A 21,875-nucleotide genomic window follows, 5' to 3' on the forward strand; every position below is an offset into this window, starting at 1 on the left:
TTTTATCATGCCGCCTCGCCGTTATAACCCAGACGACCGACGTGACGCGCTACTGGAACGCATTAATCTCGATATCCCTGCCGCCGTTGCTCAGTCGCTGCGTGAAGATTTAGGTGGAGAAGTCGATGCTGGCAACGATATCACCGCGCAACTTTTGCCGGCAGATACGCAAGCCCATGCCACGGTGATCACTCGTGAAGACGGCGTTTTCTGCGGCAAGCGCTGGGTTGAAGAGGTCTTCATCCAACTGGCGGGCGATGATGTGCGCCTCACCTGGCATGTCGATGACGGCGACGCCATTCACGCCAACCAAACAGTGTTTGAACTGAACGGCCCGGCTCGCGTATTGCTGACCGGCGAGCGCACGGCGCTAAACTTTGTCCAGACCCTTTCCGGCGTCGCCAGTGAAGTACGCCGCTACGTTGGACTGCTGGCTGGCACCCAAACCCAGTTGCTCGACACGCGTAAAACGCTGCCGGGTCTGCGCACCGCGCTCAAATATGCAGTTTTATGCGGCGGCGGCGCCAATCATCGTCTGGGCCTCACTGACGCGTTCCTGATTAAAGAAAACCATATCATCGCCTCCGGTTCTGTTCGTCAGGCGGTGGAAAAAGCGTTCTGGCTCCATCCGGACGTGCCGGTAGAAGTCGAGGTCGAAAATCTGGATGAACTGGACGATGCGCTGAAAGCAGGCGCGGATATTATCATGCTGGATAATTTCAACACCGACCAGATGCGCGAGGCGGTGAAACGCGTCAACGGCCAGGCGCGGCTGGAAGTATCCGGCAACGTCACCGCGGAAACCTTACGCGAATTTGCTGAAACCGGGGTGGATTTCATCTCCGTTGGCGCGCTGACCAAGCACGTACGCGCGCTCGATCTCTCCATGCGTTTTCGCTGATCCTCTCCGCCCGATGGCGCTGCGCCGTCGGGTCTATAAATCACCTGTCCGTAGATCCGCGTCGTGATTCGGTAAAATATTCGTAGCGCCTCGCAATAACGTTGCCGTGTCATGTAACGCAGCGAAAATCTTCAGAATCCGCCTTCCCGTTTTACCTTTTGCCGCTCGCCCGCTCTTTCCTCGTTTGCCACAGTAGCGCCAGCTAACTCAAGGAGCGAACAATGGAAAAACAACGCGGTTTCACGCTTATCGAACTGATGGTCGTTATTGGCATCATCGCCATTTTAAGCGCCATTGGCATTCCGGCTTACCAGAACTATCTGCGTAAAGCGGCGCTGACGGATATGTTGCAAACGTTTGTCCCCTACCGTACTGCCGTCGAACTCTGCGCTCTGGAACATGGTGGGACGAACACATGCGATGCGGGCGTCAACGGTATCCCCTCGCCCGTCATCACCCGTTATGTTTCGGGCATGAGCGTGGAAAAAGGCGTCATCACGCTTACCGGCCAGGAGAGTCTGAGCGGGCTTAGCGTCATCATGACGCCCGCCTGGGACAATGCTAACGGCATTACCGGCTGGACGCGTAACTGCAATATTCAAAGCGACAGCGCGTTACAACAGGCTTGTGAAGATGTCTTCCGTTTTGACGCCAACTAAGGAGACAAGATGAAAGACGCTCAGCTCAACACCTTGTGTCAACGTCATCAGGCTGTACTGATCAATAGCGCCAGCAACAGTATCACTGTTGCGGTGGTCGACGCGCCCTCTCATGCGTTACTGGACGCTCTGCATTTCGCCACGCAAAAACAGATTGATATTGTGTGCTGGACTCGCCAGCAAATGGAAAATCATCGGCATAAGCCGGATCAGGCACCCTCGGCAAACGCCGCGAAAGGCGGAGAAACCGCGGCCCAGCTTCTCAATCAGACATTACGCTCGGCGATGGCGAAACGCGCCTCTGATATCCATCTCGAACCAGGCGCCAGCCGCTACCGGATAAGGCTCCGCATCGATGGCGTTCTTCATATTCTGCAGGACATCGCCAAAGAGATGGGGCTTGCGCTGACGGCCAGATTGAAAGTCCTGGGAAATTTGGACATCGCTGAACATCGGCTGCCGCAGGACGGGCAATTTACCGTTGACCTGACGGGCAACAGCATCTCTTTTCGTATCGCCACGCTTCCCTGTAAAGAAGGCGAAAAAGTCGTCTTACGGTTGTTGCATCAGGTTGAACAAACGCTGGATCTGGACACGCTGGGCATGTACGGGGCACAACTTACCGCTTTTAGACAAGCCCTACAGCAACCTCAGGGGCTGGTACTGGTGACTGGCCCCACCGGTAGCGGAAAAACGGTCACGCTATACAGCGCGCTACAAACCCGGAATACGCCGGATATCAACCTCTGTAGCGTTGAGGATCCGATAGAAATTCCACTGGATGGGATTAACCAGACGCAGATCCATCCCCGCGCCGGGCTCACCTTTCAAAATGTGCTGCGCGCGCTTTTACGCCAGGACCCTGACATCATCATGGTAGGTGAAATTCGTGACGGCGATACCGCAGAAATCGCCATTAAGGCGGCACAAACGGGCCATCTGGTACTTTCCACGCTCCATACGAACTCCACCAGCGAAACCCTGATACGTTTACAACAAATGGGCGTAGCACGCTGGATGATCTCATCGGCGCTTACGCTGGTGATAGCGCAACGCCTGGTAAGAAAGCTTTGCCCGCACTGCAAACAGCGCCTGAGCGATCCCGTGGTGCTATCGCCCAATCTTTGGCCCAGCGCGCTACCGCGCTGGCAGGCAAGCGGCTGTCAGCATTGCTACCACGGCTTTTATGGCCGAACCGCGTTATTCGAAGTGTTAACCGTTACCCCGGCATTACGTCAGTTAATTGCGAGCGGCGCATCGGCGCAAGCACTAGAAGCCCACCTCCAACAGACCGGTACAGGGACGCTTTTTGAAAATGGCTGTCGCGCCGTTGAGCAAGGTATGACGTCCTTTGAAGAGATACTGCGCGTTCTGGGAATGCCCCATGAGCGTTAAACAGCTCTGGCGCTGGCAAGGCGTTAACGATAAAGGTCAACTGGAACAAGACGTTGTATGGGCGGACAATCGTCTGGCGCTGATCATCACCCTGCAACATCAGCGCATTATGCCGCTTCGCATCAAGCGCATAGGCGTTAACGCCGCACTGTGGAAAGAAGAGCAAAGCGCTGAAATTATTCATCAGTTGGCCACGCTCATTCATGCCGGACTGACGCTTTCTGAAGGGCTGGAACTCCTTGCGAAACAGCATCCACACCGACAATGGCAAGCGCTGTTGCGCACGCTGGCTCACGAGCTTGAACAGGGCGTCCCTTTTTCCAGCGCATTAGTCTCCTGGCCGCAGGTATTTCCGCCGCTCTACCAGACGATGATCCGCACCGGAGAACTGACCGGCAAACTGGCCGAATGCTGCTTTGAACTGGCCCGTCAGCAAAAAGCGCAACGGCAGATTACGGTTAGCGTGAAAAAGGCGCTGCGCTATCCCGCCATTATTCTGACAATGGCCGCCCTGGTCGTTTTCGCCATGCTGCACTTTGTCCTGCCGGAATTTGCCGCCATTTACCGTAGCTTCAATACCCCGCTCCCTCTTCTGACGCGCGGTATTATCGCGATAGCGCAATGGGGGTCGACATGGGGTTGGCTCATCTTGTTCCTGACGATGCTCGTTGCTATCGCTCACCGCAGGGTAAAACAAAAGCCGTCCTGGCAAGCGCAGCGGCAGCGTCTTCTGCTACGGCTTCCCGTTATGGGTCGCCTGATAAGAGGCCAGAAACTAGCGCAAATATTCACCGTACTGGCATTAACCCAAAGCGCAGGCATTCCTTTTCTTCAGGGACTGGAAAGCGCTATCGATAGCCTCGGCTGCCCTTACTGGTCACAGAGTTTAACGCAGGTACATCAGGAGATCGCCGCGGGCAATCCGGTCTGGTTGGCGCTAAAAAATACCCAGGAATTTAGTCCGCTATGCCTGCAACTGGTCAGAACGGGCGAAGCGTCCGGTTCACTCGATATCATGCTGCATAACCTTGCCCGTCACCACAGTGAAACTACGCTGGCGCTGGCCGATAATCTGGCGTCGCTGTTGGAACCGGCGTTATTGATCATCACCGGCTTAATTATCGGTACGCTGGTGGTGGCGATGTATTTGCCAATTTTTCATCTGGGAGACGCGATGAGCGGGATGGGATAAGGCTGGCGCACATTTACGCCAGCCAGAATATTAGAGGCTATTGAAAATGCGGTTTTCTTGTTCCTGCACCCGAATAAAGGTGGTGCGTTTGGTCAACTCTTTCAGGCGAGACGCGCCGACATAAGTGCAGGCTGAGCGTAGACCGCCCAGGATATCGCGGGCGGTATTGCCCACCGGCCCACGCAGCGGCAATTTAACCGTTTTACCTTCTGCCGCGCGGTATTTCGCAACGCCGCCGACATGACGGTTCATCGCAGATTCCGAACTCATGCCGTAGAACAGCATAAATTTCTCGCCGTTCTCTTCTACCACGCTGCCGCCGCTCTCTTCGTGCCCCGCCAGCATGCCGCCCAACATAACGAAATCCGCGCCGCCGCCGAAGGCTTTTGCTACGTCGCCTGGCATAGTGCAGCCGCCATCGCTGACGATCATGCCGCCCAGGCCATGCGCCGCGTCAGCGCATTCGATAACCGCCGACAGTTGCGGATAACCAACGCCGGTTTTTACACGCGTCGTGCATACGGAGCCAGGACCAATTCCCACTTTCACGATATCGGCGCCGGAGAGGATAAGCTCTTCGCACATCTCGCCCGTTACCACATTGCCTGCGCAGATTGTTTTTGTCGGCCATGCTTCACGTGCTTTCGCGACGAACTGCACAAAATGTTCTGAATAGCCATTGGCCACATCAATACAGACAAAGTTCAGCGCAGGATTCAGCGCCAGAATCTGCACGGTTTTTTCGAAATCAGCATCAGAGGTCCCGGTGGAAACCATCACATGCTTCAGAACATCAGCCGAAGCCGTGTTGATAAAAGCTGCCCACTCTTCAACGGTATAATGTTTATGTACAGCAGTCAGAATATCAAACCCGGCCAATGCTTGCGCCATTTCAAACGTCCCGACGGTATCCATATTGGCCGCAATAATCGGTACGCCAGACCAGGTCTGACCTGAGTGTTTAAAGGTGAATTGACGTTCCAGTTCGACATCGGAACGGCTTTTGAGGGTAGAACGTTTAGGACGGATAAGAACGTCTTTGAAACCTAACTTCAGATCTTCTTCAATACGCATGTGCGGATTCCTGGGGTTAATGGCGAAAAATCGAAACTCACAACTCCAGTGACGCTATCATACGCACTAATCATGGCCGTACAAGACTGCGAAATTCTCTTTTTTTACGTTACAATCCCATAAATTTACCTGGCGAATAGTAGGTTAATGCTCAGAGCGCATCGTCTTTGTATGTTTAAAATTTAACCTTTTGATTGTCAAACTAAAATTCCGGAAGCTGGAGATATGAGGTATACCGTAGCCTTAACCGGCGGTATTGGCAGCGGTAAAAGTACCGTCGCTGATGCCTTCGCTGACCTCGGAATAACCGTCATTGACGCGGATATTATCGCGCGCCAGATGGTTGAGCCAGGGCAGCCCGCCCTGAACGCAATAGCGGAACATTTTGGTTCTGAACTTATCGCCGCCGACGGCACGTTACGTCGCCGGGCGCTGCGTGAGCGTATTTTTTCGCATCCGGAAGAAAAAGCCTGGCTTAACGCTCTGCTTCATCCCTTAATTCAGCAGGAAACCCAACGACAGTTTCAACAGGCTACGTCGCCCTATGTGTTATGGGTTGTGCCTCTGCTGGTTGAAAACAGGCTGTATCAAAAAGCCAACCGCGTACTGGTGGTTGACGTGACGCCCGAAACGCAGCTCATACGCACAATGCAGCGTGATGATGTTACGCGCGAACATGTTGAACACATTCTCGCTGCGCAGGCGACGCGTGAAGCACGCCTTGCCGTGGCGGACGATGTTATTGATAATAACGGCGCACCGGATGCTATCGCATCAGATGTGGCCCGCCTGCACGCCAGTTATCTTAAGCTCGCGTCGCAGTTTGTCTCACAGGAAAAACCGTAATGCACACCCAGGTCCTATTTGAACACCCTCTCAATGAGAAGATGCGTACGTGGCTGCGCATAGAGTTTTTGATCCAACAGCTCTCCATCAACCTGCCAATTGCAGACCATGCTGGCGCACTGCATTTTTTCCGTAACATCAGCGATCTACTGGATGTGTTCGAACGAGGCGAAGTCCGTACCGAACTGCTGAAAGAACTGGAGCGCCAGCAGCGTAAATTACAGGCCTGGGTTGAGGTTCCCGGCGTCGATCAAGACCGTATTGAAGCCCTGCGCCAGCAGTTAAAATCGGCGGGCAGCGTGCTGATCTCCGCCCCGAGGATTGGCCAGCAGCTACGCGAAGATCGCTTGATTGCCCTTGTGCGTCAACGCTTAAGTATTCCTGGCGGCTGTTGCAGTTTCGATTTACCCACTCTGCATATCTGGTTACACCTACAACAGGCGCAGCGCGACGCCCAGATTGAAAGCTGGCTTGCCAGCCTGAATCCCCTCACCCAGGCGCTGACTTTGGTGCTTGATCTGATCCGTAATTCAGCGCCTTTCCGTAAGCAAACCAGCCTGAACGGTTTTTATCAGGATAACGGGGACGACGCCGATTTGCTGCGTCTTATGCTGACGCTCGATTCACAACTTTATCCGCAAATTTCCGGCCATAAGAGCCGTTTTGCCATTCGCTTTATGCCGCTGGATAGTGAAAATGGTCTGGTGCCGGAGCGTCTTGATTTTGAACTGGCCTGTTGCTAAGGAGTAAAAATGTCTGACGTGACCGTCGTAAACTGTCCGACCTGCGGTAAACCGGTCGTCTGGGGGGAAATTAGCCCCTTCCGCCCATTTTGTTCTAAACGCTGTCAGTTAATTGATTTGGGCGAATGGGCCGCCGAAGAGAAACGAATCGCCAGCAGCGGCGACCAGTCTGATAGCGACGACTGGAGCGAAGAGCGCTAACAGTGATGGCTCTGTTGAGACGGCAATATCGCCTTATGACAAAAATAATCAATAAATACGCGTAGTTTTGGCGCCATATGCGCGCGGCCGGGATAATACCAATCAACCGGCGAGATTAGGCTATAACAGAAACGTAGCCGCCACTGCGCCAGGGTGGATGAAAACCTCGGCGCGTTATCACTGACCCTAAGCCCGCAGGAGCTGGCGGCAATTGAGGCGGTTTTTCCTCACGACGCCGCAGCTGGCCCCCGCTACTGGCCGGAAATTATGTCGACATTAAATCGCTAATAAGATCGATGGGGATCGTGTTGCGATCCCCCACTAAGGCGCAAATTGGCGTAATTTACGAATAATCGGTTCATTGGCCGGCGGAAAATCGTCCGTATTCAACGCGTTTTGCGCGATCCACCGTCCCGGCTGTCCTTCTTTCCCCCACGGTTCGCCCTCCCAGCGTTCAACCAGCCAAAACCACAGCGTAATGTGTCTATCCGGGAATTGATATTCCAGAGTGTCGAATAATGTCACCTGTGTTGGCGTAATCCCCACCTCTTCCTGTAGCTCCCGGATCAACGCCTGCTCTGGTGTTTCGCCGGCTTCAATTTTTCCGCCGGGAAATTCCAGCTTGTTCGCCATATGCGCATCAGCGGCGCGTCGGGTAATAAAAATTTCGTCGTTCGGGTTGCGGATAATCCCAACCGCGATTTGCAGTTTTTTCATCTTGTTGCATCCATAAAAAAGGCGCAGTCGCCTGCGCCTTTTTATCTGTGTTCAATGCCAGGCCGAATAAGCGTAGCGCCCTTCGGCAATAATGCCAGCACCGACCTGATGGCAACACATTATGTCTTATCAGGCCGGTAAGTTTATCGCATTAGCTCAGGCGACCGTGACACTGTTTGTATTTCTTACCGGAACCGCAAGGGCAAGGATCGTTACGTCCAATCTTACGTTCGCCGGTTTGGGCGGCCAGATCGGCAGCCACGGCGGCATCGTCATCCTGATGGCTTAGCTGCTGCATCTGCGCCAGGCGCTCCGCCTCTTCGCGACGCTGCATTTCCATCGCTTCGACCTCTTCCGGCATACGTACCTGGACTTTGCTCAGGGTACTGATCACTTCATATTTCAGCGATTCCAGCATCGCGGCGAACATAGCGAAGGATTCGCGCTTGTATTCCTGCTTCGGATCTTTTTGCGCATAGCCGCGCAGATGAATACCCTGACGCAGGTAATCCATCGCCGCCAGATGCTCTTTCCACAGGGAATCGAGCGTTTGCAGCATCACGCCTTTTTCGAAATGACGCATCATTTCAGCGCCAACCACCTCTTCTTTACGCTGATACACCTCGATGGACTGCGCCAGGATGCGCTCACGCAGCGTCTCCTCATGCAGCTCCGGCTCTTTATCCAGCCATTCGGCAATCGGCATCTCCAGGTCGAAGTCGTTTTTCAGGCGTTCCTGCAAACCCGGGATATCCCACATCTCTTCCAGCGACTGCGGCGGAATGTAGGCGTCGATAGTCGCCTTAAAGACATCTTCGCGAATGCTGTTAATGGTGTCGCTCACGTCAGACACATCCAGCAGTTCGTTACGCTGGGTATAAATTGCACGGCGCTGATCGTTCGCCACATCATCATATTCCAGCAGTTGCTTACGAATATCGAAGTTACGGCTTTCTACTTTACGCTGCGCGTTAGCGATAGCTTTCGTCACCCACGGGTGCTCAATCGCTTCGCCCGGCTTCATCCCCAGTTTACGCATCATACCGGAGACACGATCGGAGGCGAAAATACGCATCAGCGCATCTTCCATCGACAGGTAGAAACGGGAAGAACCCGGATCGCCCTGGCGACCGGAACGGCCACGCAGCTGGTTGTCGATGCGGCGGGATTCATGGCGCTCGGTGCCAATGATATGCAGACCGCCGGCAGCCAGAACCGCGTCATGGCGTACCTGCCAGTCCGCTTTAATCTGCGCAATCTGTTCTTCCGTCGGCGCTTCCAGCGCGGCGACTTCAGCCTGCCAGCTACCGCCCAGCATAATATCGGTACCACGCCCCGCCATGTTGGTAGCGATAGTGACCGCCGCTGGATAACCAGCCTGCGCAACGATGCCTGCTTCGTTGGCGTGGAATTTTGCGTTCAGGACGTTATGTTTGATGCCCGCTTTGGTCAGCTCTCTGGAGACCACTTCAGATTTCTCGATAGAAATCGTCCCGACCAGCACTGGCTGACCGTTCGCGGTACGTTCTTTAATATCTTCGATAATGGCCTGGATTTTTTCCGCTTCGGTCATGTACACCAGATCCGGCAAATCTTTACGGATCATCGGACGGTTGGTCGGAACAACGACGGTGTCCAGCTTATAGATAGAGCTAAATTCGAAGGCTTCAGTATCCGCCGTACCGGTCATACCGGCCAGCTTTTCATACAGACGGAAGTAGTTCTGGAAGGTGATAGACGCCAGCGTCTGGTTTTCATTCTGAATTTCAACGCCTTCTTTCGCTTCTACCGCCTGGTGCAGACCGTCAGACCAGCGACGCCCCTGCATGGTACGACCGGTATGTTCATCAACAATGATGACTTCACCGTCTTTCACAATGTAATCCACGTCACGGGTAAACAGCGCGTGCGCGCGCAGCGCGGCGGTGACGTGATGCATCAGCATAATATTGCCAGGCGAGTAGAGCGACTCGCCTTCATCCATAATGCCTTCTTGCACCAGTAGCTCTTCAATCAGCACCAGACCGCGTTCGGTCAGGTTAACCTGGCGCGCTTTCTCATCAACGGAGAAGTGGCCTTCGCCCTGGAAAGTGTCAGAATCTTCTTTCTCCTGACGAATCAGGTGCGGAATGATTTTGTTCACTTTTTTGTACATTTCCGAGCTATCTTCCGCCGGGCCGGAAATAATCAGCGGCGTACGCGCTTCATCGATCAGGATGGAGTCAACCTCATCCACCAGCGCATAATGCAGTTTACGCTGCACGCGCTCTTCCGGGCTGAACGCCATGTTGTCGCGCAGGTAGTCAAAACCGTATTCGTTGTTAGTGCCGTAAGTGATGTCGGCAGCGTAAGCTTCACGTTTGGCGGGCGCAGGCATACCTGGCAGGTTGATACCAACGGACATACCGAGGAATTCGAATAGCGGGCGGTTGTTTTCGGCGTCACGCTGCGCCAGATAGTCGTTCACGGTTACCACATGAACGCCTTTGCCGGACAGCGCGTTCAGGTAGGCTGGCAGCGTTGCGGTCAGCGTTTTACCTTCACCAGTACGCATTTCGGCGATACAGCGATCGTTGAGCACCATACCACCCAATAGCTGAACGTCGAAGTGACGCATCCCAAAGACGCGTTTACTGGCTTCACGCACCACCGCGAACGCTTCCGGAATCAGGCTCTCTACGCTTTCGCCTTTTTCAATACGGGCGCGAAATTCGTTGGTTTTCGCTTTCAGTTCGTCATCGGAGAGTTTTTCCATCTCCGGTTCCATCGCATTAATAAGGCTGACGGCCTTACGCATACGACGCAGCGTACGATCGTTACGGCTACCGAATACTTTGGTTAATAATTTGATTAGCATAATAAAGTCTCAAATGCCCCGCGCCGCGGAGCTACAAATAAAGTAAAAGGGTCTTTTTTCGTTAGCTGAGACGTTGCGGACCGGCGCGGATACCCTGCGCCTGACTTATCCAGGCCGGGATGCTAAATGCGGTTTGTGGCGCAAAATACGCCAGGGAGAGGCGGCGAACAATCGCCGGCGGCGTGCCCTCCTGCGTGAGCATCGCGCTGAGCGTATTCAGTAAGGCGATATGATGCGCCTGTAATGGCGACGGCGCGTCGGCAACGGGCAGCGTTTGCGGCGCCATTGCAAAAGAAAGGTGGCGAATCACCGTGCGAATAGCGTGCTGATGCCAGTAATCTACGGTGAAATTGGGACGACGGTTAGAGGCTTCTAACAGCGCAAGATGGCTAAAGTTAACTTTAGACGCGGTGCTGGCGGTCGTCCTTGCAGGCGTATTGGTTTCAGCGGCGTTACTGAGCGCGGGCAAACCAAAACTCGCCGCGACCATCCCTAATAAGAGATGCGGCCAGAAGTATCGTCTGCCTAACTGTCGCCAGCGCGTCAGTATTCCACTCACGTCATTGCCACCTGATATGCCCCTCATGGGCTTACGGAATCAAAACAATTTGCGCACAAATCTTATCATTAAAGCGTACGCGCTACAGCAGTAATGACGAGAAGCTAAGGTGAAAATCGGCTAAGAAAACAGCGAACGCGCCGTGTTTCCATTTAACCCTGTCAAAATGGCTGTATTAAGGAAAGCGCAGATAAAGGATAGTAAAAAAAACGACTGGCTCGCCTGGCCGGAGAGAGTGCCAGGTTAACCAGTCGAATTTTATACGACAGCGTATGTCGTTATGCCAGTACCGTCGAAGGCGCTTTGAAAGCCAACGGCAGTTCTGCGTCGTCCTGGAAGGTCACAAATTCCCAGGCTTCCTGTTTTGCCAGGACTGCCTGTAACAATTTGTTATTCAATGCGTGACCGGATTTATACGCGGTAAACGCACCAATAATATTGTGACCACACATGAACAAGTCACCGATCGCGTCGAGCATTTTGTGACGAACGAATTCATCTTCAAAACGCAGGCCGTCTTCGTTCAATACGCGATAATCGTCAACAACGATGGCACAATCGAAGCTGCCGCCCAGGCACAGGCCGCGGGACTGCAGATATTCGATATCACGCATAAAACCGAAGGTACGCGCACGGCTGATCTGGCGCATGAACGCATCCGCAGAGAAGTTCATCGCGTAGCGCTGGCTGCTGGAATCGATCGCCGGATGGTTAAAGTCGATGGTGAAATCCAACGTAAAACCATTGTACGGTCTGAATTCAGCCCATTTATCGCCATCTTCAACCCGAACAGTCTCTTTGATGCGTACGAATTTTTTGGCGCAGTTCAGTTCATCAATACCGGCATCAAGCAGCAGGTAGACAAACGGAGCGGCACTGCCATCCATGATCGGGATTTCCGGGGCATTAACCTCAATAACGATGTTATCGATACCTAAGCCCGCCAGAGCAGCGTTCAGGTGCTCAACGGTTGAAATCCGTACATCATGCTCATTCACCAGACACGTACAGAGCATGGTATCACGCACAGATTTGGCATCGGCCGGGAAATCTACCGGTGGATTCAAGTCGGTGCGACGATAGATGACCCCGGTATTGGCCGGCGCAGGGCGTAATGTCAGGGTGACTTTTTTGCCGGTGTGTAAACCGACGCCAGTCGCCTGAACGATACGTTTAAGTGTCCTTTGTTTGATCATCGTATAATCTCGCCAAATTACCTATCCAACCGAAGTGTACTATACATTCGGCGGGCCAGTTTAGCACAAAGAGCCCAGAATCCCAAATTCCAGCTAATTCTTAATCAGCTTGCTTACGCAGGAATGCGGGGATATCCAGATAATCCGGCTCTTTCGCCGCCTGTGGTGTATTGTCGTTAACCACTTTCGCGACCGTTTTTTGCTCCTGCGTCAGCGGCGCCATACCGTGCTGCTGATAACGATCCAACACCGGCTGCTGCACCTGTTTATTGGTGACCAGAGTGATTTCCGGACGTTTGTCCATACCAATACCGGTCGCCACTACCGTCACGCGCAGTTCATCATTCATATCCGGGTCCAGAGAGGTACCGATAACCACGGTGGCGTTATCCGACGCAAACGCGCGAATGGTGTTACCGACGGTTTCAAACTCATCCAGACGCAGGTCGAAGCCCGCCGTAATGTTGACCAACACGCCGCGCGCGCCGGACAGGTCGATATCTTCCAGCAGCGGAGAAGAAATAGCCATTTCAGCCGCTTCTTCCGCACGGTCTTCACCGCTCGCCACGCCGGAGCCCATCATTGCGTAGCCCATTTCAGACATCACGGTACGCACGTCAGCAAAGTCGACGTTCATCAGACCCGGGCGGGTGATCAGCTCTGCGATGCCCTGAACCGCGCCTTTCAGCACGTCGTTAGCCGCGCCGAACGCGTCGAGCAGGGAGATACCACGGCCCAGCACTTTCAGCAGCTTGTCGTTCGGGATGGTGATCAACGAGTCCACATGCTTGGACAGCTCGGTGATACCCTGCTCCGCAAATGCCATGCGCTTTTTGCCTTCAAAATTGAAAGGCTTAGTCACCACGGCAACGGTCAGAATACCTAAATCTTTTGCCACTTCAGCAACCACTGGCGCCGCGCCGGTTCCGGTACCGCCGCCCATGCCTGCCGCGATAAATACCATGTCTGCGCCTTCAAGCGCCGCACGCAGCGCTTCACGGTCTTCGTCCGCCGCGTTACGACCGACTTCCGGGTTAGCGCCAGCGCCCAGACCTTTGGTAATGCCGCTACCAATTTGAATGGTCTGGCCAACCGCCGTTTTACGCAACGCCTGAGCGTCGGTATTCACCGCGAAGAATTCAACACCTTCGATGCGCTCGCGCACCATGTGTTCAACAGCGTTACCGCCGCCACCACCGACGCCGATGACTTTAATCACCGCGTCGTTGGTTAGTTCCATAGGTTCAAACATAATCTCTCTCCGTCATGTGCCTGTCGCCTGAGGCCGTAATATCTGGCGGCCTCATAAAAATTAAAACTCTTTTCGCAGCCAGCTATTAAGTCGCTTGATCCACGAGCCAACTGATGCCGTAACACGTTTTTCCACTTCTGCTTCACCGTTTAAGTGGGACTCTTTCCCGTAGTGAAGCAATCCCACCGCCGTTGAGTAATACGGCTCCTGGGCATAATCCGTCAGACCGGTGATATTCAGCGGCGCGCCGATACGCACCTGCGTATGAAACACGCGCTGAGCGCAAGCAGCAAGCCCTTCGATTTGCGCCGCGCCGCCGGTTAACACAATCCCCGCCGCCAGGTGATGTTTTACCCCTTGTTGGCGAAGCTGTTCCTGTAATTGCAATATCTCTTCGTTGACCAGATTGAGCAGCTCGGTGTAACGCGGCTCAATCACTTCCGCCAGCGTCTGACGTTGCAGGCTGCGCGGCGGACGCCCGCCTACGCTCGGTACTTCAACGCTTTCGTCTTTACCGACGATGGAACCCAGCGCGCAACCGTGGCGGACTTTAATGGCTTCAGCATCGCTCGGCGGCGTACCAAAGGCATAAGCGATATCGCTGGTCACCACGTTCCCCGCGTAAGGGATCACTTTGGTATGACGCAGCGCGCCGCCAGTATAAACGGCGATATCCATTGTACCACCGCCGATATCCACGACACAGACGCCCAGTTCACGTTCATCTTCCGTTAACACGGAATAACTGGCCGCCAGTCCGGCAAATATCAGTTGGTCAACTTTCAGACCACAACGTTCAACAGCTTTGACAATGTTTTTTGCCATATCGTTGTGGCAGGTAATCAAATGTACTTTCGCCTGCATACGCACGCCGGAAAGACCGACCGGATTTTTAATGCCTTCCTGGTAGTCAATGGCGTACTCCTGAGGAATCACATGCAGCACGCGATGTTCATCGCGCACGCGCACTGACTTCGCAGTATGCACGACGTTTTCCACATCTTCCTGCGTCACTTCCTCTTCGGAAATGGGCACCATACCAATTTCATTCTGACAGCTAATATGTTTGCCGGAAAGCGCCAGATATACCGAGGAGATCTGGCAATCGGCCATCAATTCCGCCTGGTCAATGGCGCGCTGAACGCATTTCACCACTGACTCAAGGTCATTCACCCCGCCTTTATCCATACCCCGCGATGGGCAACTGCCCACGCCAATGATATTGACCATACCGTCGGGCAGAACTTCCCCTACTAAAGCGGCAACCTTCGCGGTGCCAATCTCCAGTCCTACTACCAGTTTTCTGTCCGTCGCCTTGATCATTGTTGTTCTGCCTGTGCCTGATTCTGTTGCTGATTAGATTCCTCAGGGGGGAGCGGCGCCCAGCCAACTGCCGCACCTGAGTCATAACGCAAATCAACGTAGCTAATCCGTTTGCCATCGGTTTGCGCCTGCTGCTGTAAAACCGGATAGAGTTCTACAAAGCGAGCCAACCTTTTCATCGTATCGCCCCTGCCGAGATTGAGCTTAATGCCGTTATTAAGCGTCAATTGCCAGGAGCGACGTGCGGTCATCGCCGCTTCCTTTAGAGTGAATTTATCCTTAGCCAGCACCTGCCCCATCTCGCGGTATCCCTGCAACACTTCACTCGCGCTGCCTTCCGGGCCATACAACATGGGTAAAACCTGTTTGCCGATGCGGTCTGACGGCACGCTGAAGGTGTTCCCTTCAGCATCGACCATATGTTGATCATTCCAACGCGCAATCGGCACATATTCAACCAGATGAATCTTCAATTCATCAGGCCACTGTTTTCTGACGCTGGCCTGTTTAATCCACGGCAAACGCTCAATCTGGCTCTGGATAATGTTCACATCCTGCGTCATGAAGGTTCCCGGCGCGCCCAGAGCCAGTATCGCCTGACGGATATCATCGTTACGCGTGTAGTGACGCTCGCCGGTTAATACCAGCTTTGATAACGGTAAACGCTGCGCATCTTCCATCCACCCTAACACGACCCACCCGCTAACAAACACGGTGCACAGTACCGTCAGCAGGAATAAAATTCCTGCAAGACGCGTTCCATTATTGCGGCGTGAAGAAGGCGTCTCTTCATCACTGTTTCGCGTGTTCAGCGCAGCCTGCGACATATCAGTCCGCCAACTCCAGAATTCGTACCACTAACTGCGAGAAGCTCATTCCCGCCTGACGCGCCGCCATCGGCACCAGACTATGGCTGGTCATCCCCGGAGAAGTATTGGCTTCCAGCAGATAAAACTGACCATCGCTGTCCAGCATGACGTCAATACGCCCCCATCCCGTGCAGCCTAAAGCTTTCCATGCCTGCAGGACGAGAGACTGTAGCGCGGCTTCCTGGGACGCATCTAAACCGGCAGGGCAGAAATACTGAGTCTCATCAGAGAGATACTTCGCCTCATAATCATAGAAGGTTCCTGCCGGTTGGATACGAATTGACGGTAAAATTTCTTCGCCAACTATCGCCACCGTAAATTCCGGACCGCACAGCCATTTCTCAATCAGTATTTCGTCATCATGCTGAAAAGCCAATGATAACGCACCCTGTAAAGCATTTTCTTCTACTACTTTCGTCATACCGACGCTGGAGCCTTCACGGCTGGGTTTGACGATCAGCGGTAAACCCAGCGCCGAAATTCGCGCTTTTTGTTCTTCGCTAAGGCCTTTTTCAAACTCAGCGCGCGTCAGCGCGACCCACGGCGCAACCGGTAAGCCTGCGCCCTGCCACAGCAATTTACTGCGCAGTTTATCCATGGAAAGCGCCGAGGCCATCACGCCGCTGCCGGTATAAGGCAGGCCGAGCAGTTCAAGCATTCCCTGTAAGGTGCCATCTTCACCGCCACGGCCATGCAACGCAATAAAGACCTTCTGAAAGCCCATTGCTTTAAGCTGCGCGACATCGACCTCTTGCGGATCGACGGGATGCGCATCAATGCCGCCTTCACGTAACCCGGCCAACACTGCCGCGCCGGAATTTAACGAAACGTCCCGCTCCGCAGAGGTTCCGCCCAACAGGACCGCGATTTTATCAGCCATGTTGCTCTTCCTCCTGGATTTGCGGCTTCAGCTTGATTTCAGATAAGTAACGCGCAATTTTGCCAACATTTCCTGCGCCTTGCACTAATATCAAGTCGTTACCCGTCAGCACCGGCGCTAACATTGTCGCAACCTGAGCCGGATCGGAAACCAGAATCGGGTCAATTTTTCCCCGATTACGAATCGTACGACATAAAGAACGGCTATCCGCGCCCGGAATCGGCGCTTCGCCCGCCGGGTAAACGTCCAGCATCAGCAGCGCATCGACCTGGGTCAGCACATTGGCGAAATCGTCATACAGATCGCGCGTGCGCGTGTAACGGTGCGGCTGAAACAGCATCACCAGTTTTTTATCCGGCCACCCTGCTCGCGCAGCTTTAATGGTGGCGTCTACTTCAGTCGGATGATGGCCATAATCATCCACCAGCATCGCCGTCCCGGCTTTACCATTCACCGGCTCAAGCGGGAACTCGCCGAGGAAGTCAAAACGACGCCCGGTCCCCTGGAAGCTTTCCAGCGCGCGCAGGATAGCGTCATCGGCGATGCCTTCTTCGGTCGCTACCGCCACTGCCGCGGCGGCATTCAGAGCATTGTGGCGACCCGGCGCATTCAACGTGACATGCAGATCCGGCATTCCCTGGCGCAACAGCGTAAAGTGCCCCTGCGGCCCTATCTGCTGATAATCTTCTACGCGGACGTCAGCATCCTCGCTAAAGCCATACGTCGTGGTCTGACGCCCCACCCGCGGCAGCAACTCGCGGATGACCGGATCGTCGACGCACATTACCGCGCGACCGTAGAACGGCAGGTTATGCAGGAAGTTAATAAACGTCTGCTTTAAATTTTCAAAGTCGCCATGATAGGTATCCATATGGTCGGCTTCGATATTGGTGACGATCGCGACCATCGGCTGCAAATGCAGGAAGGATGCGTCGCTCTCATCTGCCTCGGCAATCAGGTAACGACTATGGCCCAGACGCGCATGAACGCCTGCGGCTTTCACCAGTCCGCCATTCACGAAAGTCGGGTCCAGCCCCGCTTCGGCATAAATACTGGACACCATCGCGGTCGTTGTGGTTTTTCCGTGCGTCCCGGCAATGGCGATGCCGTGGCGAAAACGCATCAGTTCCGCCAGCATTTCCGCACGGCGAATAACCGGAATACGCGCTTCATGCGCCGCGACAATTTCCGGGTTATCCGCGGAAATTGCGCTGGAAACGACGACCACGCTGGCATCACGCACATTTTCCGGACGATGGTTAAAGAAAATCGTCGCCCCCAGGCTCGTCAACTGCTGGGTCACCGGATTCGGCGCTAAATCGGAACCACTGATCTGATACCCTTCATTGGCCAGAACTTCGGCAATACCGCCCATACCAGCACCACCGATGCCGACAAAGTGAATGTGCCGAACGCGACGCATTTCGGGCACGATGGAACGCAGTTTTGCCAGTTGTTGTGTATTCATTCTTTACGCCATTAACTCCAATACCCGCCATACTTCAAATTGCAGATGCGTTGGCTTGCCTGCAACCCAAATTATTGAGGGTAGAAAAACCCTGCGATGCAAAAGGCACCGCCACAAATTATGTCCGGGCAACCCGGCTGACTTCACTGGCGACGCGTTCGGTAGCATCCGGAATGGATACCGCGCGGGCACGCTCCGCCATGGTTAACAACGCCTCGCGCGACCACCCCGCCAGGGTGTCGGCGACAGCCTCTACAGTAAACTGCGGCTGCTCAAAAATCTTAGCTGCGCCGGCGTTTTCTAACGGCAGCGCATTCCAGTACTGCTGCCTGTCTTTATGCTGAAACGGCACGAATATCGCCGGTAACCCGGCGGCGGCGATCTCGCTCACCGTTAAAGCGCCGGAACGGCACACCACCACATCCGCCCACGCATAGGCGGCGGCCATGTCATCGATAAATTCCGTTACCTTATGTTGCGGTTGCCCCGCCCCGGCATATGCCTGCTCTACCGTGAGCTGAGCGCCTTTTCCGCTTTGATGCCAGATTGTAACCGTATCGCCCAGTCTGGCGGCAACCTGCGGCATCGTCTGGTTCAGGACTCGCGCCCCCTGAGAACCGCCGACCACTAACACGCGAATCGGGCCGTCACGACCGGCCAGACGCACCTGCGGCAACGGCAACGCCAGTACGTCGGTACGCACCGGGTTACCCACCACTTCCGCGTTCGGGAATGCACCGGGAAACGCCTGCATCACCGTGGTCGCGATTTTGGCCAGCCACTGATTGGTTAGCCCGGCGATACCGTTTTGCTCATGCAAGACGACCGGAATACCCAATGACCAGGCGGCAAGACCGCCGGGGCCGGAAACATAACCGCCCATTCCCAGCACGACATCCGGCTTAAACCGCTTCATGATCGCCCGCGCCTGCCGCCAGGCGTTAAAAATCCGCAGCGGCGCCGCCAGAAGCGCTTTTACGCCTTTACCGCGCAGACCGGAGATCCGAATAAAGTCAATGTCGATGCCATGCTTCGGCACTAAATCCGCTTCCATACGATCGGCGGTACCCAGCCAGCGAACCTGCCAGCCCTGGGCCATTAAATGATGCGCAACGGCCAGTCCCGGGAACACGTGCCCGCCGGTACCGCCCGCCATCACCATTAACCGCTTCGGTTGACCATTCATCGAGAACCTCGTGTAAACGCCTGCGCTTTTTCCAGACGCGTTTCATAATCAATACGTAATAAAAACATAATGGCCGTCGACATAATCAACAGACTCGACCCGCCATAACTGATGAGCGGCAGCGTAAGACCTTTGGTCGGCAGCATCCCCGCGGCCGCGCCAACGTTTACCAGCGCCTGGAAACTAAACCAGATACCGATAGAACACGCTAAAAATCCGGAAAAACGGTGGTCAATCTCCAATGCCTTACGGCCAATCGACATCGCGCGAAAAGCGACGAAGAATACCATTAAAAGCGCCAATACCACACCGATATAACCCAGTTCTTCCCCAATAATGGCGAAGATGAAATCGGTGTGCGCCTCCGGCAAATACTCCAGTTTCTGCACCGAATTCCCCAGCCCTTGCCCCCATATCTCACCGCGACCAAAAGCCATCAGCGACTGCGTCAGCTGATAACCGCTGCCGAACGGATCTTCCCAGGGGTTCCAGAACGAGGTAACGCGGCGAATACGATACGGTTCGGCGAGGATTAACAGAATCACCGCCGAGATGCCCATCCCGATAATGGCGATGAACTGCCATAATTTCGCCCCGGCGAGAAACAGCATCGCCAGCGTGGTGACAAACAGTACGACCACCGTCCCGAGGTCAGGCTGCGCCAGCAGTAACACCGCCAGCACCAGAATCACGCCCATTGGTTTTAAAAAGCCGCGCAGGTTATTTCGCACCTCATCAACCTTACGCACCAGATAGTTCGCGAGGTAGCAGAACAGCGACAGCTTGGTAAACTCCGCAGGCTGAATACGCAGCGGCCCCAGCGCAATCCAGCGCGACGCCCCGTTGACCGAGCTCCCGACGACCAGCACGATAAGCAGCATAATGATCGACGCTATCAGCATCGTCGTGCTGTATTTTTGCCAGAAGGTCATGGGCAAACGTAGCGTGACCATCGCCAGACAAAATGCCAGGAAGATATAGAGCGCATCACGTTTGGCAAACAAAAACGGATCGTTCGCCAGGCGCTGCCCGACTGGCATGGAGGCCGACGTCACCATGACAAAACCAATCGCCGCCAGCCCGAAGGTCAGCCATAGCAGCGTGCGGTCATACATGATCAGACTGTCGGCGTCTTTATCGCGCGAAGCCATCACCCAGCCTTTAAGCGCCGCAAACAGCCAGGCCAGGAGGCCAAAGCCTGGTACGCGCGGCATTCTCAGACGGGGGAGAGATAAACGCATCAACCTAACTCCTTCGCCAGACGGGTAAAGACATCGCCCCGTTGCTCAAAATTTTTAAACTGATCGAGACTGGCGCAGGCGGGCGACAACAGCACCATATCACCCGGCTGAACGCGCGGCGCCAGCAAACGCATCGCCTCTTCCATCGTCTCAGTCTGTTGGGCGATTTCCGGACGCAGTGCGGCAAGCTGCGCGCCATCGCGCCCAAAGCAATACAGGCGGATACGATCGCCGGTCAGATAGCGCGCCAGCGGAGAAAAGTCTGCCGACTTACCGTCGCCGCCCAGCAGCAGATGTAGCGTACCGTCCACATGCAAACCGTTTAGCGCCGCTTCGGTACTGCCGACGTTGGTCGCTTTCGAGTCATTGATCCAACGTACGCCGTTATGCTCCAACGCCAGCTGGAAGCGATGCGCCAGACCGGTGAATGTCGTCAACGCCTTCAAACTGCTGGCGCGCGGCAAACCTACGGCATCCGCCAGCGCCAGCGCCGCTAACGCATTGGTATAGTTATGCTGCCCGGAAAGCTTCATCTCTTTCACGTTCAGCACCTTCTCGCCTTTGACTCGCAGCCAGGTTTCGCCCTGCTGACGATTAAGGTGATAATCACCCATATTGACGCCAAAGCTGACGCAGCGCTCATCGGCCCCACGAACCGGCATCGTCAACGCATCATCGGCATTCACTACGCACACTTTCGCCTTCTCGTAGACGCGCAGTTTCGCCGCCCGGTACTGTTGCAAACCAAACGGATACCGGTCCATATGATCTTCAGTGACGTTGAGCACCGTTGCCGCCGCCGCTTGCAAACTTGACGTGGTTTCCAGTTGGAAACTGGATAATTCCAGCACGTACAATTCGCGATCGGCATCCAGTAGCATCAGCGCCGGAAGACCGATATTGCCGCCAACGCCGACATTGACGCCCGCCGCTTTCGCCATCTCGCCCACTAAGGTGGTCACGGTGCTTTTGCCGTTCGAGCCGGTGATGGCCACAATCGGCGCTTGCGCTTCGCGGCAAAACAGTTCGATATCGCCGACAATTTCCACTCCAGCGCTGGCGGCAGCGCTAAGAGAGGGATGCGCCAGGGCGATGCCAGGGCTGGCGACGATTAAATCCGCCGCTAAGAGCCACTCGTCGTTCAGGCCGCCAACGTGACGCTCAACCTCTTGCGGCAGCTTATCCAGACCCGGCGGCGTCACGCGAGTATCCATCACCCGCGGCGTCACACCGCGGGCGAGAAAAAAGTCCACGCAAGAGAGTCCGGTTAAGCCCAGACCGATAATGACGACGTTTTTGTCCTGGTAATCAGCCAT

General features: G+C 54.7%; 20 protein-coding genes and 2 pseudogenes. 8 read left to right on the plus strand and 14 right to left on the minus strand.

Annotated elements, in window-relative coordinates; genetic code table 11:
• The first annotated feature begins 7 nt into the window (after positions 1 to 7).
• The 4 genes from nadC (at position 8) to hofC (ending at position 4,147) form a co-directional block, all read left to right on the plus strand.
• Entirely contained in the window at positions 8 to 901 is an 894-nt protein-coding gene (gene nadC, locus ACLD4F_RS16635; protein ID WP_079972944.1) for a carboxylating nicotinate-nucleotide diphosphorylase, read from the plus strand.
• 221 nt (positions 902 to 1,122) lie between these two features.
• Positions 1,123 to 1,560 (plus strand): prepilin peptidase-dependent pilin, encoded by a 438-nt coding sequence (ppdD, locus tag ACLD4F_RS16640; protein WP_000414982.1) that lies wholly within the window; start codon positions 1,123 to 1,125, stop codon positions 1,558 to 1,560.
• A gap of 9 nt (positions 1,561 to 1,569) precedes the next feature.
• The gene (gene gspE, locus ACLD4F_RS16645) at positions 1,570 to 2,955 is read left to right on the plus strand and encodes a type II secretion system protein GspE (RefSeq protein ID WP_411010945.1); all 1,386 of its coding nucleotides are present in this window, start codon (positions 1,570 to 1,572) and stop codon (positions 2,953 to 2,955) included.
• On the plus strand, positions 2,945 to 4,147 hold the full coding sequence (hofC, locus tag ACLD4F_RS16650; RefSeq protein ID WP_080108381.1) for a protein transport protein HofC: 1,203 nt from the start codon (positions 2,945 to 2,947) through the stop codon (positions 4,145 to 4,147). Before gspE ends, hofC begins: the two co-directional genes overlap by 11 nt.
• 30 nt (positions 4,148 to 4,177) lie before the next feature.
• On the opposite strand, the gene ACLD4F_RS16655 is transcribed toward hofC, so the two are convergent.
• On the minus strand, positions 4,178 to 5,221 hold the full coding sequence (locus ACLD4F_RS16655) for a GMP reductase (RefSeq protein ID WP_001217365.1): 1,044 nt from the start codon (positions 5,219 to 5,221) through the stop codon (positions 4,178 to 4,180).
• Positions 5,222 to 5,446: 225 nt separating this feature from the next.
• On the opposite strand from ACLD4F_RS16655, the gene coaE reads away from it, so the two are divergent.
• Genes coaE through yacG form a run of 3 tightly spaced genes read left to right on the plus strand, consistent with a single transcriptional unit; the run spans position 5,447 to position 7,011 of the window.
• Positions 5,447 to 6,067 (plus strand): dephospho-CoA kinase, encoded by a 621-nt coding sequence (coaE, locus tag ACLD4F_RS16660; protein ID WP_001270913.1) that lies wholly within the window; start codon positions 5,447 to 5,449, stop codon positions 6,065 to 6,067.
• Positions 6,067 to 6,810 (plus strand): cell division protein ZapD, encoded by a 744-nt coding sequence (zapD, locus tag ACLD4F_RS16665; protein WP_000557441.1) that lies wholly within the window; start codon positions 6,067 to 6,069, stop codon positions 6,808 to 6,810. The genes coaE and zapD overlap by 1 nt, the downstream gene beginning before the upstream one ends.
• A 9-nt stretch (positions 6,811 to 6,819) precedes the next feature.
• Positions 6,820 to 7,011 (plus strand): DNA gyrase inhibitor YacG, encoded by a 192-nt coding sequence (gene yacG, locus ACLD4F_RS16670; RefSeq protein WP_001286419.1) that lies wholly within the window; start codon positions 6,820 to 6,822, stop codon positions 7,009 to 7,011.
• On the opposite strand, the pseudogene ACLD4F_RS16675 reads toward yacG, so the two are convergent.
• A pseudogene (locus tag ACLD4F_RS16675) lies at positions 7,008 to 7,109 on the minus strand (LysR family transcriptional regulator); the annotation flags it as partial. The gene yacG and the pseudogene ACLD4F_RS16675 sit on opposite strands and share 4 nt — an antisense overlap.
• 37 nt (positions 7,110 to 7,146) lie before the next feature.
• Here ACLD4F_RS16675 and ACLD4F_RS16680 point away from each other — a divergent pair.
• Positions 7,147 to 7,299: pseudogene (locus tag ACLD4F_RS16680) on the plus strand (aldo/keto reductase); the annotation flags it as partial.
• A 33-nt stretch (positions 7,300 to 7,332) separates the two neighbouring features.
• Here ACLD4F_RS16680 and mutT read toward each other — a convergent pair.
• The 12 genes from mutT to murD form a co-directional block, all read right to left on the minus strand.
• Complete coding sequence (gene mutT / locus ACLD4F_RS16685; RefSeq protein ID WP_000736063.1) at positions 7,333 to 7,728, minus strand: 8-oxo-dGTP diphosphatase MutT; 396 nt, start codon at positions 7,726 to 7,728, stop codon at positions 7,333 to 7,335.
• A gap of 151 nt (positions 7,729 to 7,879) precedes the next feature.
• The gene (gene secA, locus ACLD4F_RS16690; protein WP_000905756.1) at positions 7,880 to 10,585 is read right to left on the minus strand and encodes a preprotein translocase subunit SecA; all 2,706 of its coding nucleotides are present in this window, start codon (positions 10,583 to 10,585) and stop codon (positions 7,880 to 7,882) included.
• A gap of 61 nt (positions 10,586 to 10,646) precedes the next feature.
• Positions 10,647 to 11,144 (minus strand): secA translation cis-regulator SecM, encoded by a 498-nt coding sequence (secM, locus tag ACLD4F_RS16695; RefSeq protein WP_000014336.1) that lies wholly within the window; start codon positions 11,142 to 11,144, stop codon positions 10,647 to 10,649.
• Between the two features lie 278 nt (positions 11,145 to 11,422).
• Positions 11,423 to 12,340: a UDP-3-O-acyl-N-acetylglucosamine deacetylase gene (gene lpxC / locus ACLD4F_RS16700; protein WP_000595487.1), complete on the minus strand. Its 918-nt coding sequence runs from the start codon at positions 12,338 to 12,340 to the stop codon at positions 11,423 to 11,425.
• Between the two features lie 100 nt (positions 12,341 to 12,440).
• Positions 12,441 to 13,592: a cell division protein FtsZ gene (ftsZ, locus tag ACLD4F_RS16705; protein WP_000462785.1), complete on the minus strand. Its 1,152-nt coding sequence runs from the start codon at positions 13,590 to 13,592 to the stop codon at positions 12,441 to 12,443.
• Between the two features lie 60 nt (positions 13,593 to 13,652).
• Positions 13,653 to 14,915, minus strand: a complete 1,263-nt coding sequence (ftsA, locus tag ACLD4F_RS16710; protein ID WP_000588463.1) for a cell division protein FtsA — start codon at positions 14,913 to 14,915, stop codon at positions 13,653 to 13,655.
• Positions 14,912 to 15,742 (minus strand): cell division protein FtsQ, encoded by an 831-nt coding sequence (gene ftsQ, locus ACLD4F_RS16715; protein ID WP_000075728.1) that lies wholly within the window; start codon positions 15,740 to 15,742, stop codon positions 14,912 to 14,914. Before ftsQ ends, ftsA begins: the two co-directional genes overlap by 4 nt.
• Position 15,743: 1 nt before the next feature.
• Positions 15,744 to 16,664: a D-alanine--D-alanine ligase gene (locus tag ACLD4F_RS16720; RefSeq protein WP_000763894.1), complete on the minus strand. Its 921-nt coding sequence runs from the start codon at positions 16,662 to 16,664 to the stop codon at positions 15,744 to 15,746.
• Positions 16,657 to 18,132, minus strand: a complete 1,476-nt coding sequence (murC, locus tag ACLD4F_RS16725; RefSeq protein WP_001096069.1) for a UDP-N-acetylmuramate--L-alanine ligase — start codon at positions 18,130 to 18,132, stop codon at positions 16,657 to 16,659. Before murC ends, ACLD4F_RS16720 begins: the two co-directional genes overlap by 8 nt.
• A gap of 118 nt (positions 18,133 to 18,250) precedes the next feature.
• A complete protein-coding gene (gene murG, locus ACLD4F_RS16730; RefSeq protein WP_052867545.1) occupies positions 18,251 to 19,318 on the minus strand; it encodes an undecaprenyldiphospho-muramoylpentapeptide beta-N-acetylglucosaminyltransferase in 1,068 nt (355 codons plus the stop codon).
• The gene (gene ftsW, locus ACLD4F_RS16735; protein WP_001239803.1) at positions 19,315 to 20,559 is read right to left on the minus strand and encodes a cell division protein FtsW; all 1,245 of its coding nucleotides are present in this window, start codon (positions 20,557 to 20,559) and stop codon (positions 19,315 to 19,317) included. The genes murG and ftsW overlap by 4 nt, the downstream gene beginning before the upstream one ends.
• Positions 20,559 to 21,875 (minus strand): UDP-N-acetylmuramoyl-L-alanine--D-glutamate ligase, encoded by a 1,317-nt coding sequence (gene murD, locus ACLD4F_RS16740; protein ID WP_000796443.1) that lies wholly within the window; start codon positions 21,873 to 21,875, stop codon positions 20,559 to 20,561. Before murD ends, ftsW begins: the two co-directional genes overlap by 1 nt.

This window comes from Salmonella sp. 741265050_HSA (assembly GCF_046569445.1).
GTDB classification, from domain to species: Bacteria; Pseudomonadota; Gammaproteobacteria; order Enterobacterales; family Enterobacteriaceae; genus Salmonella; species Salmonella enterica.

Bases quoted from the DNA above. Each gene is read 5' to 3' on its own strand.
- murD (WP_000796443.1), bottom strand. From the start codon at position 21,875: ATGGCTGATTACCAGGACAAAAACGTCGTCATTATCGGTCTGGGCTTA.
- zapD (WP_000557441.1), top strand. From the start codon at position 6,067: ATGCACACCCAGGTCCTATTTGAACACCCTCTCAATGAGAAGATGCGT.
- ppdD (WP_000414982.1), top strand. From the start codon at position 1,123: ATGGAAAAACAACGCGGTTTCACGCTTATCGAACTGATGGTCGTTATT.
- yacG (WP_001286419.1), top strand. From the start codon at position 6,820: ATGTCTGACGTGACCGTCGTAAACTGTCCGACCTGCGGTAAACCGGTC.
- lpxC (WP_000595487.1), bottom strand. From the start codon at position 12,340: ATGATCAAACAAAGGACACTTAAACGTATCGTTCAGGCGACTGGCGTC.
- ftsW (WP_001239803.1), bottom strand. From the start codon at position 20,559: ATGCGTTTATCTCTCCCCCGTCTGAGAATGCCGCGCGTACCAGGCTTT.
- secA (WP_000905756.1), bottom strand. From the start codon at position 10,585: ATGCTAATCAAATTATTAACCAAAGTATTCGGTAGCCGTAACGATCGT.
- gspE (WP_411010945.1), top strand. From the start codon at position 1,570: ATGAAAGACGCTCAGCTCAACACCTTGTGTCAACGTCATCAGGCTGTA.
- ftsQ (WP_000075728.1), bottom strand. From the start codon at position 15,742: ATGTCGCAGGCTGCGCTGAACACGCGAAACAGTGATGAAGAGACGCCT.
- ftsZ (WP_000462785.1), bottom strand. From the start codon at position 13,592: ATGTTTGAACCTATGGAACTAACCAACGACGCGGTGATTAAAGTCATC.
- nadC (WP_079972944.1), top strand. From the start codon at position 8: ATGCCGCCTCGCCGTTATAACCCAGACGACCGACGTGACGCGCTACTG.
- murG (WP_052867545.1), bottom strand. From the start codon at position 19,318: ATGAATGGTCAACCGAAGCGGTTAATGGTGATGGCGGGCGGTACCGGC.
- ACLD4F_RS16720 (WP_000763894.1), bottom strand. From the start codon at position 16,664: ATGGCTGATAAAATCGCGGTCCTGTTGGGCGGAACCTCTGCGGAGCGG.
- mutT (WP_000736063.1), bottom strand. From the start codon at position 7,728: ATGAAAAAACTGCAAATCGCGGTTGGGATTATCCGCAACCCGAACGAC.
- ftsA (WP_000588463.1), bottom strand. From the start codon at position 14,915: ATGATCAAGGCGACGGACAGAAAACTGGTAGTAGGACTGGAGATTGGC.
- coaE (WP_001270913.1), top strand. From the start codon at position 5,447: ATGAGGTATACCGTAGCCTTAACCGGCGGTATTGGCAGCGGTAAAAGT.
- murC (WP_001096069.1), bottom strand. From the start codon at position 18,132: ATGAATACACAACAACTGGCAAAACTGCGTTCCATCGTGCCCGAAATG.
- hofC (WP_080108381.1), top strand. From the start codon at position 2,945: ATGAGCGTTAAACAGCTCTGGCGCTGGCAAGGCGTTAACGATAAAGGT.
- ACLD4F_RS16655 (WP_001217365.1), bottom strand. From the start codon at position 5,221: ATGCGTATTGAAGAAGATCTGAAGTTAGGTTTCAAAGACGTTCTTATC.